Origin of the sequence: Actinomadura sp. NPDC048394, from assembly GCF_040651755.1 — a bacterium.
GTDB classification, from domain to species: domain Bacteria; phylum Actinomycetota; class Actinomycetes; order Streptosporangiales; family Streptosporangiaceae; genus Spirillospora; species Spirillospora montaniterrae.
The window spans coordinates 22,340-36,404 of record NZ_JBEZJL010000048.1; the positions used below are offsets into that span (position 1 = coordinate 22,340).

Genomic DNA, 14,065 nt, shown 5'->3' on the forward strand with positions numbered 1-14,065 from the left:
CGCCTCCGGCCGTGCACGGCGGCCCCCGGCCGTGCACGGCGGCACCCGGTCGAGCGCGGCGGCACCCGGTCGAGCGCGGCGGCACCCGGTCGAGTGCGGCGGCCCGCGGTCGAGTGCGGCGGCCACCCGGGGCCCGGCGGCACCCCGGCCGGGCGCGGGTCAGCGGGTCTGCTGGATGCGGATGAGGTTGCCGGCGGGGTCGCGGACGGCGCAGTCGCGGACGCCGTACGGCTGCTCGGCCGGCTCCTGGACGATGTCGGCGTTGCCCGCCTGCAGCCGCTTGAAGGCGCCGTCGAGGTCGGGCGTGGCCAGCTGGATGATGGCGTAGGTGCCCTTGGCCATCATCTCGGCGATGGTGCGGCGCTCGTCCTCGGTGACGCCGGGGTCGGCGGCCGGCGGGTGCAGGACGATGGCCGTGCCCGCCCCGCCGGGCGGCCCGACCGTGATCCAGCGCATCCGCCCGCTGCCGACGTCCAGCCGGACCTCGAAGCCGAGGACGTCCCGGTAGAACGCGAGCGACGCCTCCGGGTCCTCGTGCGGGAGGAACGTCGAATGGATGGCGATGTCCATGCGGGCCAGGCTAACCCGGCGGGCCGTCGGGACCCGGCGAACGGCCCCGCACCGGCCGCGTCACCTGCTTCGCCACGCACGACGGCAGCTCGCCCGGCGCCTCCGCCGCCCGCCGCCGGTAGACGCTCGGCGGCATCCCGACCAGCTCGGCGAACCGGGTGCTGAACGTGCCGAGCGACGAGCAGCCGACCTCGAAGCACACCTCGGTGACGGTGAGGTCGCCGCGCCGCAGCAGCGCCATCGCCCGCTCGATGCGCCGCGTCATCAGGTACGAGTAGGGCGACTCGCCGTAGGCGGCGCGGAACTCGCGGCTGAGGTGCCCGGCCGACATGTTCACGCCGCGGGCGAGCGCCTCGACATCGAGCGGCCGCGCGTACTCCCGGTCGATCCGGTCGCGGACGCGCCGGAGCCGCGCCAGGTCGAGAAGGCGCTGCTCCGAGCCGGGTCTGCGGGCCACATCCGGATCGTACGTGCCGCCGGTGACGTCCTCGCGGCGTCCCGCCCGGCGGCGGAGGCGGGACAGGGCGTCCGGGACGGCCACGGCGGGTCAGCCGCCGACGTAGGCCGCGAGGTGCTCCCCGGTGAGGGTGGAGCGGGCGGCGACGAGGTCGGCGGGCGTCCCCTCGAACACGATCCGCCCGCCGTCGTGGCCGGCGCCGGGACCGAGGTCGATGATCCAGTCCGCGTGCGCCATCACGGCCTGGTGGTGCTCGATGACGATGACGGACTTGCCGGCGTCGACGAGCCGGTCCAGCAGGCCGAGCAGCTGCTCGACGTCGGCGAGGTGCAGGCCCGCGGTCGGCTCGTCGAGGACGTACACGCCGCCGTCCTCGCCCATGTGGGTGGCGAGCTTGAGCCGCTGCCGCTCCCCGCCGGACAGGGTGGTGAGCGGCTGCCCGATGCCGAGGTAGCCGAGCCCGACGTCGGCGAGCCGGCGGAGGATCTTGTGCGCGGCGGGCAGCCGCGCGTCGCCGGCGCCGAAGAACTCCTCGGCCTCCGCGACCGGCATCGCGAGGACCTCGGCGATGTTCCGGCCGCCGAGGCGGTAGTCCAGCACCGCCTCCTGGAACCGCTTGCCCTCGCACTCCTCGCAGGTCACCGCGACCCCGGCCATCATCGCGAGGTCGGTGTAGACGACGCCGGCGCCGTTGCAGGCGGGGCAGGCACCCTCGGAGTTCGCGCTGAACAGCGCGGGCTTCACGCCGTTCGCCTTCGCGAACGCCTTGCGGATCGGGTCGAGCAGGCCGGTGTAGGTCGCCGGGTTGCTGCGCCGCGAGCCGCGGATCGCGCCCTGGTCGATCGCCACGACGCCCGCGCCCGCCGGGATCGACCCGTGCACGAGCGAGCTCTTGCCGGACCCGGCGACGCCCGTGACGACGGTGAGCACCCCGAGCGGGATGTCGACGTCCACGTCTTGGAGGTTGTGCGTGGACGCGCCGCGGATCTCCAGCTTCCCGGTCGGCTCGCGCACCGCCTTCTTGAGCGCGGCCCGGTCGTCGAGGTGGCGGCCGGTGACGGTGCCGGACGCCCGCAGCCCCTCGACAGTGCCCTCGAAGCACACGGTGCCGCCGTTCGTCCCGGCGCCGGGCCCGAGGTCGACGACGTGGTCGGCGATCGCGATCGCCTCCGGCTTGTGCTCCACGACGAGGACCGTGTTGCCCTTGTCGCGCAGCCGCAGCAGCAGGCCGTTCATCCGCTGGATGTCGTGCGGGTGCAGGCCGATCGTCGGCTCGTCGAAGACGTAGGTGACGTCGGTCAGCGACGACCCGAGGTGCCGGATCATCTTGACGCGCTGCGCCTCGCCGCCCGACAGCGTGCCCGACGGCCGCTCCAGGGACAGGTAGCCGAGCCCGATCTCCACGAACGAGTCGAGGGTGTGCGCGAGCTTGGCGAGCAGCGGCGCGACGGACGGCTCGTCCAGCCCGCGGACCCAGGCGGCCAGGTCGCTGATCTGCATCGCGCACGCGTCGGCGATGCTGATCCCGTCGATCTTGGACGACCGGGCCGCCTCGGTGAGCCGGGTGCCGCCGCAGTCCGGGCAGACCATGAACGTCGTCGCCCGCGTCACGAACGCCCGGACGTGCGGCTGCAGCGAGTCGACGTCCTTGGACAGCATCGACTTCTGGATCCGCGGGATCAGGCCCTCGTAGGTGAGGTTGATCCCGTCCACCTTGATCTTCGTCGGCTCCCGGTGGAGGAGGTCGTCCAGCTCCTTCTTGGTGTACTTGCGGATCGGCTTGTCCGGGTCGAAGTAGCCGCAGCCGCGGAAGATCCGCCCGTACCAGCCGTCCATGCTGTAGCCGGGGATCTTGAGCGCGCCCTCGTTCAGCGACTTGTCCGCGTCGTACAGCTCGGTGAGGTCGATGTCGGAGACCGTGCCGCGGCCCTCGCAGCGCGGGCACATCCCGCCGGTGATCGTGAAGCTGCGCCGCTCCTTCACCGTCTTGCCGCCGCGCTCGTACTTCACCGCGCCGCCGCCGCTGATCGACGCGACGTTGAAGGAGAACGCCTGCGGCGAGCCGATGTGCGGCCGGCCGAGCCGGCTGAACAGGATCCGCAGCATCGCGTGCGCGTCGGTGGCGGTGCCGACCGTGGAGCGCGGGTCGGCGCCCATCCGCTGCTGGTCGACGATGATCGCCGTCGTCAGCCCCTCCAGGACGTCGACGTCCGGCCGCGCCTGCGCCGGCATGAAGCCCTGCACGAAGGTGCTGTACGTCTCGTTGATCATCCGCTGCGACTCGGCGGCGATCGTGTTGAACACCAGCGAGGTCTTGCCGGAGCCGGAGACGCCGGTGAACACCGTCAGCCGGCGCTTCGGGATCTCGATGCCGACGTCCTTGAGGTTGTTCTCGCGGGCGCCGTGGACGCGGATCAGCTCGTGGCTGTCGGCGACGTGCGGCGCGGCGTGCGGCGCGTCGGGCCCCGCGGCGTGCGGCATGTCGGGCCGCGCGTCCGGCTCGTCCGCGCTGGTGGTCGTGCTCATGGTCTCTCCATCGGGTCGGCGGGCCCGGAAGGGGCGGGCCGCGTCGGCGTCGCCTGCTCAGTCCGACAGTATGTCCGGTTCGCTCCCGGAGAGGAGTTCGGCCTCCGCCGGGTACCGCCCGGTACCTGCTGCCCCTGGCATCCGAAAGCCCTTACATGCACTCGGTCGTTGTGTAACGTCATGGCCATGCGGACGGCGTACAAGTGCCGGGCCTATCCCGACCCGGTGCAGGCTGCCCTCTTCGGGCGCACATTCGGCTGCGTGCGCCTGGTGTGGAACCTGACGCTCGCCGAACGGCATCGCGCTTGGCAGTCTGAGGGGAAGCGCACCTCCTACAAGCAGACCGACGCCGCGCTCACCGGCTGGAAGAAGACCGGAGAGTTGGCGTTCCTCTCCGAGGTCTCCTCCGTTCCATTGCAGCAGGCGCTGCGGCACCAGCACGCCGCGTTCGCCAACTTTTTCGCCGGACGCGCCCGCTACCCCCGCTTCAAGACCCGAAACTCCCGCCAGTCCGCGCACTACACGCGCTCGGCGTTCCGGATGCGCAAGGGTGAATTGTGGATGGCGAAGACCACCGCCCCGCTGGCGTTCGTGTGGTCCTTTGATGAGGTGGACCTGGCGGCACTGGAACCGACGATGGTGGTGATCTCGAGGGAGCCTGACGACCGCTGGTACGTCACCTTCGCCGTCGATGCCCAAGCCCCCGCCCCCATGGATGCCGCCGGGCATCAGATCGGCGTCGACCTGGGGGTCAAGGACTTCGCGGTGACCTCCGACGGGGACCGCATCGCCAACCCCCGCCATCTGGAGAAGAAGCAGCGCAACCTTGCGCGATACCAGCGACGCATGGCCCGTAAACGGCCTGGTTCGGTCAATCGCCGCAAGGCCAAGGCCAAGGTTGCCCGCGCTCACCGCAAGGTCCGCAACGCCCGCGCCGACTTCCTGCACCGCACCAGCACCAGCCTCGTCAAAAAGGCGGACGTGATCGTGGTCGAGGACCTCGCGGTCGCCAACATGGTCCGCAACCGCATCCTCGCCCGCACCATTTCCGACTGCGGATGGGGCGAGTTCCGGCGGCAGTTGGAGTACAAATGCGAGCGGGCCGGGCGCACTCTGGTGGTGATCGATCGCTGGTACCCCTCGTCCAAGACCTGCTCGCACTGCGGGCACCTGCTGGCCGAGTTGAGCCTTTCCACCCGGGCGTGGACGTGTCCGGGCTGCCGCACCCGGCACGACCGGGACGTCAACGCGGCCAAGAACATCCTTGCGGCTGGTCGAGCCGTAGCCGGGGGCACCCCTGGCGATGTCTGTGGAGCTGATGTCAGACGGCAAGGGTCCCCCCTTCCGCAGTCGGCTGCGAAGCAGAAACACCCACAGCGCGAGCCGTAGGGATCTCCTCCCTTAAGGGAAGAAGGAAGTCAATTGTCCTGGATCAGCTCTTGTCCTGGATGAGCCCGAGGACGTTGCCGTCGGGGTCGGTGAACGTGGCGACCAGGCGGCCGCCGCCGACGTCGCGGGCGGCCTCCTTGAGCGCCGCGCCCGCCGCCGTCACCTCGGCCAGCTTCGCCTCGATGTCCGGGACGTGCCAGTACGCGACGGGGGAGTCCATCTGCTGCGGCCCGCCCTGCGGCACCAGCCCGATGTGCTGGCCCTCGGCGTCGAAGCCGACGTAGTACTCCGAGTCGGCCGTCGGGGAGACGCCGAGCAGGGCGGTGTAGACGGCCTTGGCCGCGGCCAGGTCGGTCACCGGGTGCAGGACCGTCTTGATCCCCTGGGTGGAAGACTCGCTCATGATCGCTCCTTGGGTCGTGGCGGACGCCCCGTCCGGGGCGCCCTGCCGGTCACGCTAGTTCCGGCCCGGTCATCGGCGCTTCTTGATTCCTGACCGGTCTGGTCAGCCGTCCCACCTGCGACGACGCGGCCGGTCCCGGGCGGCGGGCGGGGGCGCGTGCCGGGTCGCGCCCGGGGCGCGCCGGGTCGCGCGCCGCCCGGGACCGGCGCCGGTCAGCCCCACGCGCCGGCGATCTGGCGGGTGGTGGCGTTCAGCCGGTTGAACATGTTGGTGACGCCGATCATCAGGACGATCGCGGCCAGCTGCTTCTCGTCGAAGTAGGTGGCGGCGGTGTCCCAGACCTCGTCGCTCACCGCGTCGGGACGGTCCGCGAGGCGCGTCGCGGCCTCCGCCAGCTCCAGCGCGGCCCGCTCCTCGTCGCTGAAGTACGGGGCCTCCCTCCACGCGGCGACCAGCGCGAGCCGCTCGTCGCTCACGCCCGCCTTCCGGGCCGTCTTCGCGCCGGCGTCGACGCACGCGCTGCACCCGTTGATCTGGCTGACGCGCAGGTGCACCAGCTCGAGCGTCTGCTCGTCCACCCCGCCGGAGTGCACCGCCTTGAAGACCTCCTGGATCGGCTTCATGGCGTCGGACAGGATGACGGCGGGGTTCTGCATACGGGACTGCATCTCGGTGTTCTCCCTCTTCAGGGGCCTTGCGGCCGGTGCCCCGCTCCGTTCGGGGCGTGGCACCATCACAGCCGGGCGGGCTTGCCTTGACGACGGCGATGGGACACCGTGGGACAGCCGAAACGGCCTTGACCAGCGGCGGGCGCGCCCGGATCGTTTCGGCGGGTGTGGGACAGGAGGCGGGGGAACGGTGGTCGTGCAGCAGCAGCGGACGGCGCGGGCCGACCCGCAGGACGAGCTCGCCGCCCGGCTGCGGCTGCTCCAGGAGCTGTCCGGACGCGGCGTCCGGGCCCTCGCCCGCGACACCGGCCTCAGCTCGTCGTCGCTGTCGCGCTACCTCGGCGGGCAGACCGTCCCGCCGTGGCCCGCGGTGCTCGCGCTGTGCCGGCTCGTCAAGCGGGACCCGCGGCCGCTGCGCCCGCTGTGGGAGCGGGCGTCGAACCCGCTGCCGGCGCCGCCGAAGACCAGCCGCCAGGTGCAGCCGCCGTCGCCGCCGTCCGGCGCACCGCGCCCGCCCCGCAACGACCTGCCGCGCGACGTGCCCGACTTCACCGGACGGGAGGACGAGCTCGCCGCCGTCCTGGACGCCGTGGCGGGCAGCCGGGTCGTCGCCGTCGACGGCATGGCGGGCGTCGGCAAGACGTGCCTGGCGGTGCACGCCGCGTACCGGCTCGCCGGCGACCATCCCGACGCGCAGCTCTACCTGGACCTGCACGGGTTCACCGAGGGCCGCGAGCCGCTCGACCCCGACACCGCGCTGCGGGCGCTGCTCGCCGCGCTCGACGTCCCGTCGGAGAAGGTCCCGCAGGAGGGCGGCGTCGAGCCGCTGGCGGCGTGCTGGCGGTCGGAGCTGGCCGGCCGGCGCGCCGTCGTCGTCCTGGACAACGCCGCCGACGCCGAGCAGGTCCGGCCGCTGCTGCCCGGCGCGGGCCCGTCCGTCGCGCTGATCACCAGCCGGAACCGGCTGCTGGGCCTGGACGAGGTGCCGCCGGTGTCGCTGGACGTGCTGTCCCCGGCGGAGAGCGCGGAGCTGCTGGCCCGCGCCAGCGGCGAGGCCGCCTCCGGCGGGCGGCTGGCGCGCGAGCCGGAGGCGGCGGCGGAGGTGCTGCGGCTGTGCGGGCACCTGCCGCTCGCGCTGCGGCTCGCCGCGGCCCGGCTGCGGCACCGGCCGGGCTGGACCGTCGGGATCCTCGTCGAGCGGATGGCGGAGGGCTCCGGCGAGTTCGACACGGCGTTCGCCATGTCCGTCCGGCAGCTCGACCGGGCCCAGCGCCGGCTGTTCCGGCTGCTGGGGGAGCTGCCCGGGTCGTCGTTCGACGAGTACGTGGCGGCGGCGCTGGCGGACGTCCCGCCGCGCACCGCCCGGGCCATGCTGGAGGACCTGGTCGACGCGCATCTCGTCCAGCAGCCGGCGGCCGGCCGGTACCGGCTGCACGACCTGGTGCGCCAGCACGCGCGCCGGGCCGCCGCCGAGCAGGACCCGCCGGCGGAGCGGGAGCGGGCGCTGGCCCGGGTCCTCGGCTACTACGTGCACGCCGCCGCGGCGGCGGACGCGGCGATGCCGTTCCCGGCGGGCAGCCGGACGGCCTCCGCGGGCCCCGCGCCGGCCGAGGTGCCGCGGTTCGCCGACAAGAACGCGGCGCTCGCCTGGTTCGGCGCCGAGTACGGGAACCTGATGGCCGCGTTCCACGCCGCGGTCGCGGCCGGCGCCGACGCGCACGTCTGCGAGCTGCCGCGCTTCATGCGGGCGTACTTCGCGCGGCGCTGCGGGACGACGCACCTCAACGCCCTGTTCGAGCGGTCGGTGGACGCGGCGCGTCGGCTCGGCGACCCGCTCTGGCTCGCCGAGGCGCACAGCGACCTCGGCTTCGCCCGGTACAACGCGGGCCGGATGGCGGAGGCCGGCGCCGCGTACGAGGCGGCGGAGCCGCTGGTGTCGGTGGCGGGCGACGTCCTGTCGCAGGCGGAGCTGACGATCCGGCGCGGCTATCTGATGTGGGACGAGGGGCACGTCGAGGAGCCGCTCGAGCTGTTCCGCACGGCCGGGCGGCTGTACGAGGCGGCCGGCTGCCCGATGGGCGCCGCCCACGCCACCGCGTACGAGGCGTGGGCGCTGCTGCAGCTCGGGCACCGCGAGGACGCGGCGCGGCTGGCTCGCAAGGCGCTGGACGTCCCGCACTCCGACCCCGCGTGGCCGCCCGCGCTGACGGCCCGGATCACGCTCGGCGTCGCCATCGCCCGCGAGGAGCCCGGCGAGGCCGTCCGGTACCTGCACGAGGCCCTGGACATGGCGCGCGACGACGGCCACAAGCACAACGAGGCGTGGTGCCTCAACTGCCTCGGCGTCGCGCTGCGCCGGATGGGCCGGTACGAGGAGGCGCTGGACGCCCACCGGCGGGCGTTCGCGCTGCTCGACGAGCTGTTCGAGGAGCACTGGAAGATCCACTACCTCAACGGCTACGGCGAGACGTGCCGGCTCGCGGGCCGTCCCGAGGAGGCGCTGCGGCTGCACCGGCGGGCGCTGGAGCTGGCCCCGGAGGTCGGGTACCGGCACGAGGAGGCGCTGGCCCACGCGGGCATCGCCGCCGTCCTCGACGGCACGGACCCGGCCGCGGCGGCGGAGCACCGCGCCGCGGCCGAGGCCGTGCTGCGGGACCTCAGCCCCGGGCCCGCGCCGGCGGCGCGGTGAGCGCGTAGATCAGCAGGATCGACATCGCGATCGTCAGCACCGACCACAGCGGGAACGCCCGCAGGAACGCGATGTGGCCGATCGCCGCGAGGACGGCGAACAGCACCCCGACGACGCGCGCCCACATCCGCCCGGCGATGATCCCCGCGCCGACGGCGATCTGGACGGCGCCGAGGATCAGCCAGAACCAGCCCCAGGCGGTGAAGTCGAACACCATGATCTTGCTGCTGCCGACGAGGTAGTAGTCGTCGTTGAACAGGCCGACCAGCCCGTCGATGACGTTGAACGCGCCGATCACCATGGCGAGGGTGCCGGCGAACGTCAGCCAGCCGGACGTCTGCGGGAGGTGCCGGGCCGAGCCGTGCGCCATCCTGGTCATCGTGGGCCTCCCCTGCTCGAAGCCGGAGTCGAATGCCCGAAAGATCCCCCTTGTCCGACCGGCCGCAACCGCGTCCCGGGTTCTTTTGGCCCGCGCCAGGGCGAAACGTGCCCGAAAGCTGACGCACCCTTATGGGCGACTCTTTGCGCGGCAGGGTTTTTGGTGCGGTTTGCGGTGGGACATACCCGTGCCATGGACGGACCCGCGTTCAACGACCGGACCGATTTCGAGAACGCCGCGCGCGGCAAGGTGGCGTCGCTGTCGCCCGGGGCCGTGCGGGACGCCGGCGGCCGCGTCGTCTGGGACGCCGACGCCTACGCGTTCCTCGACGGACCCTGCCCGGAGTCGGCGAACCCGTCCCTGTGGCGGCAGTCGCAGCTGTGCGCCATGCAGGGCCTGTTCGAGGTCACCGACGGGATCTACCAGGTGCGGGGCCTGGACCTGTCGAACATGACCCTCGTCGAGGGCGACCGCGGCGTGATCGTCATCGACCCGCTCGTCTCCGCCGAGACGGCCGCCGCCGCGCTGGCGCTCTACCGCGAGCACCGCGGCGACCGGCCCGTCAGCGGCCTCGTCTACACCCACTCCCACGTCGACCACTTCGGCGGTGCCGAAGGCGTCATCCCGCCCGGCAACCCCGAGACGGTGCCGATCCTCGCCCCGGCCGGATTCCTGGAGCACGCCGTCGCCGAGAACGTCTACGCGGGCACCGCGATGGGCCGCCGCGGTGTCTACCACACGGGCGTCCTGCTGCCGAAGGGCCCGGACGGGATGATCGGCACCGGCCTCGGGCAGACCGCCTCGTCCGGACGGGTGACGCTCGTCCCGCCGACCAAGGACATCACCCGGACCGGGCAGGCGGAGGTCCTCGACGGGGTGCGGATCGTCTTCCAGCTCACCCCCGGCACCGAAGCGCCCGCCGAAATGAACTTCCATTTCCCGGACCGGCGCGCTCTGTGCCTCGCGGAGAACGCCACCCACAATCTGCACAACATCCTGACGCTGCGGGGCGCGCTCGTGCGCGACGCCCGCGTCTGGGCCCAATACCTGGACGAGGCCATCGAGCTTTACGCGGACTGCACCGACGTGGCGTTCGCGTCCCACCACTGGCCGACCTGGGGCCGCGACGAGATCGTCGCGTTCCTGTGCCAGCAGCGCGACCTCTACGCCTACCTGCACGACCAGACGCTCCGGCTCCTCAACCAGGGCCATACCGGCATCGAGATCGCCGAAATGATGGAACTGCCGCCCGCCCTCGCCAACGCCTGGCACGCGCGCGGCTATTACGGCTCGGTCAGCCACAACGTCAAAGCCATCTACCAGCGCTACATGGGCTGGTTCGACGGCAATCCCGCGCACCTATGGGAACACCCGCCCGTAGAGGCGTCCCGCCGGTACGTCGAATGCATGGGCGGCGCCTCGAAGACGATGGCGATGGCCCGCGACTACGCCGCCAAGGGCGACCTGCGGTTCGCGGCCACGCTGTTCGACCACGTCGTCTTCGCCGACCCCGGCAACGCCGACGCGAAAGCCGGCCTCGCCGACGTTTTCCAGCGCCTCGGCGAGGGCGCCGAGAACGGCATCTGGCGCAACTTCTACCTGACCGGCGCGATGGAACTGCGCGAGGGCATCAAACCGGTCCCGACGAGCATTTCCGGCGGCATGACGGCGGGGCTGACCGCCGAGCAGGTCTTCGACTCGATGGCGATCCGCGTGAACGGCCCGAAGGCGTGGGACGAGCACCTGACCATCGACTGGCATTTCACCGACTCCGGCGACCGCCACCGCATGACGCTGTCCAACGGCGCCCTCACCCACCGCCGCACCGGCACCCCGCCCGGTCCCGCCGACCTGACCCTGACCCTCACCAGACCGGCCCTGTTCGCCCTGGTCAAGGGCGACTCCACCGAAGGCGTCGACCTGACCGGCGACACCTCCGCCCTCCGCCGCCTCCTGGCCCTCATGGACGACCCCGTCCCGAACTTCCCCATAACAACCCCCTGACCACCGGCTAGCTTCGAGGCCCCCATTCGTCCACCGGCATCTCGACCAGCGCGCCGTCGGCGTTGTACCCGAAAAACCTCGGCGGCCCCATTCTGCTGACGGCTTCCGCGATCTCGGTCTCATATCTGGCGACCTCGTCCGGATCCGACGGATCGGTGAGCCGGAACCCGAGAAGGCCGACCTCATCCGGATCGGCGTCGTCCGGCCGGATCTCGCCTTCCAGAACGAACCCCAGCAGCCCGCGCAGTGCCTCTTCACCCAGTTCCAGAGGATGGAACGGCAGCGGGTAAGGCTCCTCCGACCATTCGGGCTCGTACGGGACCGGATGCTCCCCGGCCCAATAGGGCGCCTCGAACGGGAACGGCTCACCGATGTTCTCGATGACCCCGTTGTCGGGGGACAGGCTCAGCGAACGGACCAGCCGCCCGTCCTCCCATACCGCGAAGGCCAGCCAGTCGACGACACTGTGCATCGCGTGCAGGATCAGCCGCCGCCCCGCGCTCGCCTCGACCAGACGGGCCGGGAGCCGCGACGGTTCGTCGAGCATGACCCGCTGATCGCAGACGATGTCGAGCCCCGGGAGCCGCGTGGCGAAGGTCGTCCCGTAGGGCGGGTAGCAGCCATCGCCCAGCGTGGACGATTCCTCCTCCTGGACCGCCCATCCGGGATACAGCCGGTCGAGCAGCGCCGCGGTCGCCTCCGGATCCGGTGCGGGGGCCGCACGAAGGACCTCGCCGACATCGCCGTCCGCGTAAACCAGCAGGCCGGTCTTGGCTCCCATGCCACACTCCCTCGTCCATTCCGTAGCGCCGGGAGAGTATCGGCCGGCTAGGACAGTCGCGGGTTTCAGGTGGGCTTTCTTGCCAGGACGAGGCGGAAGCGGGGGGCGCCGTCGGGCCGGCGGCCCAGAGCCGGCAGGGGGACGGTCGTCACGTCGAATCCGGCCGCCGCCAGGTCGTCGCGGACCGCGCCCAGCGGGCAGGTGCGGTAGTACATGACGAACGGGGGTCGCCAGATCGCGTTCCGGACGCGCATGACCGCGTCGAAGCCGAGCAGCGCCCAATACGGCACCGACGTGACGGGCGGTGGACCGCCAATCGGAAAGGCGAAGAGGCCGCCGGGGCGAAGCGCCCGATGCACGCCCGCGAAAACCGCCGGACGCTCGGAGGGCAGCAGATGGCCGAGCGCCCCGAACGTCACGGCCAGATCGAATTCCGCACCGAAGGAAAGGTCCCGCACGTCGGCCCGGACCAGTTCGGCGTCCGGATGCGCTTCGCGCGCCTGCGCGAGCATTCCGGAGCTGAAGTCGACTCCGGCTATCCGCCCCTGGCATACGGCCGCGAGCGTGCGCATTCCCGCGCCGGTGCCGCAGCACACGTCCAGTCCCCGCTCGAACGGCCCGAGCGGACGCAGCGCGTCGGCGGTCGCGTCGAGAACGCCGTCGGGCGTCCGGAAAGGCGTGTGGTCGAACTTCGGCGCGAGCAGGTCGTACCCCCGCTCGACCGAGGACAGCGCCTGCACCGCCAGCTCCCGCAACGACGGCCCCTGAGACGAGAACACCGCCCAAGGCTACTCGCGGCGGGTCATCGGGGCGCCGCCGCCTCCAGGTCGCCGACGCCGCCGGACATGATCGTGCGGACGTGGTCGGTGATGTGCCGCAGCGGCCAGTCCCACCAGGCCAGGGCGAGGAGGCGGTCGATGTCGGCGTCGGAGTAGCGGCGGCGGACGAGCCTGGCCGGATTACCGCCGGCGATGCCGTAGTCGGGGACGTCGTCGACGACCACGGACCCGGACGCGATGATCGCGCCGTTCCCGATGCGGACGCCCGGCATCACCAGCGACCGGTAGCCGATCCAGACGTCGTTGCCGATCACGGTGTCGCCGCGTCCAGGAAGGCCGGTGATGAGGTCGGCGTGCTCGGCCCACGACCCTCCCATGATCGGGAACGGGAACGTCGACGGGCCGTCCATGCGGTGGTTCGCGCCGTTCATGAGGAACCGCACGCTCGTGCCGAGCGCGCAGAACCTCCCAATGACGAGCCTTTCCGGCCCGTAGTGGTAGAGCACGTTGCGGGTCTCGAAGGCGGTCGGGTCGTCCGGGTCGTCGTAGTAGCTGAACTCGCCGACCTCGATCAGCGGCGATGTGACCAGCGGTTTCAGCAGCACGACGCGCGGCTGCCCGGGGATCGGGTGCAGCACGGTCGGGTCGGCGGGCACGGGCGGCATGCGCGTTCGTCTCCTTCGCGGCGCGATGCGTCGTTCCGGCGCTAATGCGACGATCGACGCATTAAGATAGTGGCACGATGCCGTCCCACCGAGCAACCGGAGCACCGCCGATGACGCCACCGGCAGACGCCGAGCCCGCGCCGCCGCCGCGCCGCCGCCCCGGCGGCCGCACGGCTCGCGTCCGCGCGCAGGTCCACGAAGCCGTCCTCGCGGAACTCGGCGAGCAGGGCTACGACGCCCTCACCATGGAGGCCGTCGCCGCCCGCGCCGGCGTCCACCGCGCCACCGTGTACCGGCGCTGGGGCGACGTCGGCGGCCTGCTCGCCGACGTCCTGGACGCCGCGTCCGACGACGCCTGGCAGCCCCCCGACACCGGCTCCCTGGAACGCGACCTGGCCGGGCTGAACCGCGAGATCCAGGACGCCATGACCGCGCGGCCGCCGGTCATGGCGGCGCTGATCGCCGCCTCGTTCCGCTCCGAGAAGGCCGAACGCGCCCAGCGGCGGCTCTGGGAGGACCGCTACGCCCGCTGCGAGATCGTCGTCGCCCGGGCCGTCCGCCGCGGCGAGATCCCCCCGGGCACCCACGCCCGCCGGCTCCTGATCACCGCGACCGCCCCCCTATACCACCACCTGGTCCTGCTCCGCACGCCCCCCGACCCGGACCTCCCCGACCACGCCGCCCGAACCGCCGCCCTAGCCGCCACCGCCGGCGCCTTCACCGGCACGGATCGCTGAGCCGCGCCCGCCTCCGGC

Annotated in this window: 13 protein-coding genes; 4 read left to right on the forward strand and 9 right to left on the reverse strand. The window is 72.5% G+C overall.

The genetic code is table 11. From position 1 onward, the window contains the following. Positions 1 to 159: 159 nt before the first annotated feature. From AB0C78_RS31040 to AB0C78_RS31050, 3 genes are all read right to left on the reverse strand, one after another. On the reverse strand, positions 160 to 570 hold the full coding sequence (locus tag AB0C78_RS31040; protein ID WP_360754690.1) for a VOC family protein: 411 nt from the start codon (positions 568 to 570) through the stop codon (positions 160 to 162). Between the two features lie 10 nt (positions 571 to 580). Further along, positions 581 to 1,027: a helix-turn-helix transcriptional regulator gene (locus tag AB0C78_RS31045; RefSeq protein ID WP_360754693.1), complete on the reverse strand. Its 447-nt coding sequence runs from the start codon at positions 1,025 to 1,027 to the stop codon at positions 581 to 583. Between the two features lie 90 nt (positions 1,028 to 1,117). Next, positions 1,118 to 3,508, reverse strand: a complete 2,391-nt coding sequence (locus AB0C78_RS31050; RefSeq protein ID WP_360754819.1) for an excinuclease ABC subunit UvrA — start codon at positions 3,506 to 3,508, stop codon at positions 1,118 to 1,120. A gap of 231 nt (positions 3,509 to 3,739) precedes the next feature. Between AB0C78_RS31050 and AB0C78_RS31055 the strand changes: the two genes are divergently transcribed. After that, positions 3,740 to 4,942 carry an RNA-guided endonuclease TnpB family protein gene (locus AB0C78_RS31055; RefSeq protein WP_360754695.1) on the forward strand — a complete coding sequence of 401 codons (1,203 nt, stop codon included), beginning with the start codon at positions 3,740 to 3,742 and terminating at the stop codon, positions 4,940 to 4,942. Positions 4,943 to 4,985: 43 nt separating this feature from the next. Here AB0C78_RS31055 and AB0C78_RS31060 read toward each other — a convergent pair whose 3' ends face one another. Together AB0C78_RS31060 and AB0C78_RS31065 are read right to left on the reverse strand one after the other, a co-directional pair. Then, positions 4,986 to 5,345, reverse strand: a complete 360-nt coding sequence (locus AB0C78_RS31060) for a VOC family protein (protein WP_360754698.1) — start codon at positions 5,343 to 5,345, stop codon at positions 4,986 to 4,988. Between the two features lie 212 nt (positions 5,346 to 5,557). Beyond that, positions 5,558 to 6,013: a carboxymuconolactone decarboxylase family protein gene (locus AB0C78_RS31065; protein WP_151541307.1), complete on the reverse strand. Its 456-nt coding sequence runs from the start codon at positions 6,011 to 6,013 to the stop codon at positions 5,558 to 5,560. A 190-nt stretch (positions 6,014 to 6,203) separates the two neighbouring features. Here AB0C78_RS31065 and AB0C78_RS31070 point away from each other — a divergent pair, with 190 nt between their 5' ends. Beyond that, positions 6,204 to 8,702, forward strand: a complete 2,499-nt coding sequence (locus tag AB0C78_RS31070; RefSeq protein WP_360754702.1) for a tetratricopeptide repeat protein — start codon at positions 6,204 to 6,206, stop codon at positions 8,700 to 8,702. Here AB0C78_RS31070 and AB0C78_RS31075 read toward each other — a convergent pair. Further along, positions 8,671 to 9,081: a hypothetical protein gene (locus tag AB0C78_RS31075; protein WP_151541306.1), complete on the reverse strand. Its 411-nt coding sequence runs from the start codon at positions 9,079 to 9,081 to the stop codon at positions 8,671 to 8,673. The two genes, AB0C78_RS31070 and AB0C78_RS31075, sit on opposite strands and share 32 nt — an antisense overlap. A 192-nt stretch (positions 9,082 to 9,273) precedes the next feature. Between AB0C78_RS31075 and AB0C78_RS31080 the strand changes: the two genes are divergently transcribed. Beyond that, complete coding sequence (locus tag AB0C78_RS31080; RefSeq protein WP_360754705.1) at positions 9,274 to 11,085, forward strand: alkyl sulfatase dimerization domain-containing protein; 1,812 nt, start codon at positions 9,274 to 9,276, stop codon at positions 11,083 to 11,085. Positions 11,086 to 11,092: 7 nt separating this feature from the next. Here the strand turns inward: AB0C78_RS31080 and AB0C78_RS31085 are convergent, their stop codons facing one another. From AB0C78_RS31085 to AB0C78_RS31095, 3 genes are all read right to left on the reverse strand, one after another. Then, positions 11,093 to 11,866 (reverse strand): hypothetical protein, encoded by a 774-nt coding sequence (locus tag AB0C78_RS31085; protein WP_360754707.1) that lies wholly within the window; start codon positions 11,864 to 11,866, stop codon positions 11,093 to 11,095. 65 nt (positions 11,867 to 11,931) lie between these two features. Next, entirely contained in the window at positions 11,932 to 12,621 is a 690-nt protein-coding gene (locus tag AB0C78_RS31090; RefSeq protein ID WP_360754710.1) for a methyltransferase domain-containing protein, read from the reverse strand. Between the two features lie 47 nt (positions 12,622 to 12,668). After that, on the reverse strand, positions 12,669 to 13,310 hold the full coding sequence (locus tag AB0C78_RS31095; RefSeq protein ID WP_360754713.1) for a CatB-related O-acetyltransferase: 642 nt from the start codon (positions 13,308 to 13,310) through the stop codon (positions 12,669 to 12,671). Positions 13,311 to 13,420: 110 nt separating this feature from the next. Here AB0C78_RS31095 and AB0C78_RS31100 point away from each other — a divergent pair, with 110 nt between their 5' ends. Next, entirely contained in the window at positions 13,421 to 14,047 is a 627-nt protein-coding gene (locus tag AB0C78_RS31100) for a TetR/AcrR family transcriptional regulator (protein WP_360754716.1), read from the forward strand. Positions 14,048 to 14,065: the final 18 nt, after the last annotated feature.

Coding starts and splice junctions, on each gene's coding strand:
- AB0C78_RS31040 (WP_360754690.1), bottom strand. CDS start 570: ATGGACATCGCCATCCATTCGACGTTCCTCCCGCACGAGGACCCGGAG.
- AB0C78_RS31050 (WP_360754819.1), bottom strand. CDS start 3,508: ATGCCGCACGCCGCGGGGCCCGACGCGCCGCACGCCGCGCCGCACGTC.
- AB0C78_RS31055 (WP_360754695.1), top strand. CDS start 3,740: ATGCGGACGGCGTACAAGTGCCGGGCCTATCCCGACCCGGTGCAGGCT.
- AB0C78_RS31060 (WP_360754698.1), bottom strand. CDS start 5,345: ATGAGCGAGTCTTCCACCCAGGGGATCAAGACGGTCCTGCACCCGGTG.
- AB0C78_RS31065 (WP_151541307.1), bottom strand. CDS start 6,013: ATGCAGTCCCGTATGCAGAACCCCGCCGTCATCCTGTCCGACGCCATG.
- AB0C78_RS31075 (WP_151541306.1), bottom strand. CDS start 9,081: ATGACCAGGATGGCGCACGGCTCGGCCCGGCACCTCCCGCAGACGTCC.
- AB0C78_RS31080 (WP_360754705.1), top strand. CDS start 9,274: ATGGACGGACCCGCGTTCAACGACCGGACCGATTTCGAGAACGCCGCG.
- AB0C78_RS31085 (WP_360754707.1), bottom strand. CDS start 11,866: ATGGGAGCCAAGACCGGCCTGCTGGTTTACGCGGACGGCGATGTCGGC.
- AB0C78_RS31095 (WP_360754713.1), bottom strand. CDS start 13,310: ATGCCGCCCGTGCCCGCCGACCCGACCGTGCTGCACCCGATCCCCGGG.
- AB0C78_RS31100 (WP_360754716.1), top strand. CDS start 13,421: ATGACGCCACCGGCAGACGCCGAGCCCGCGCCGCCGCCGCGCCGCCGC.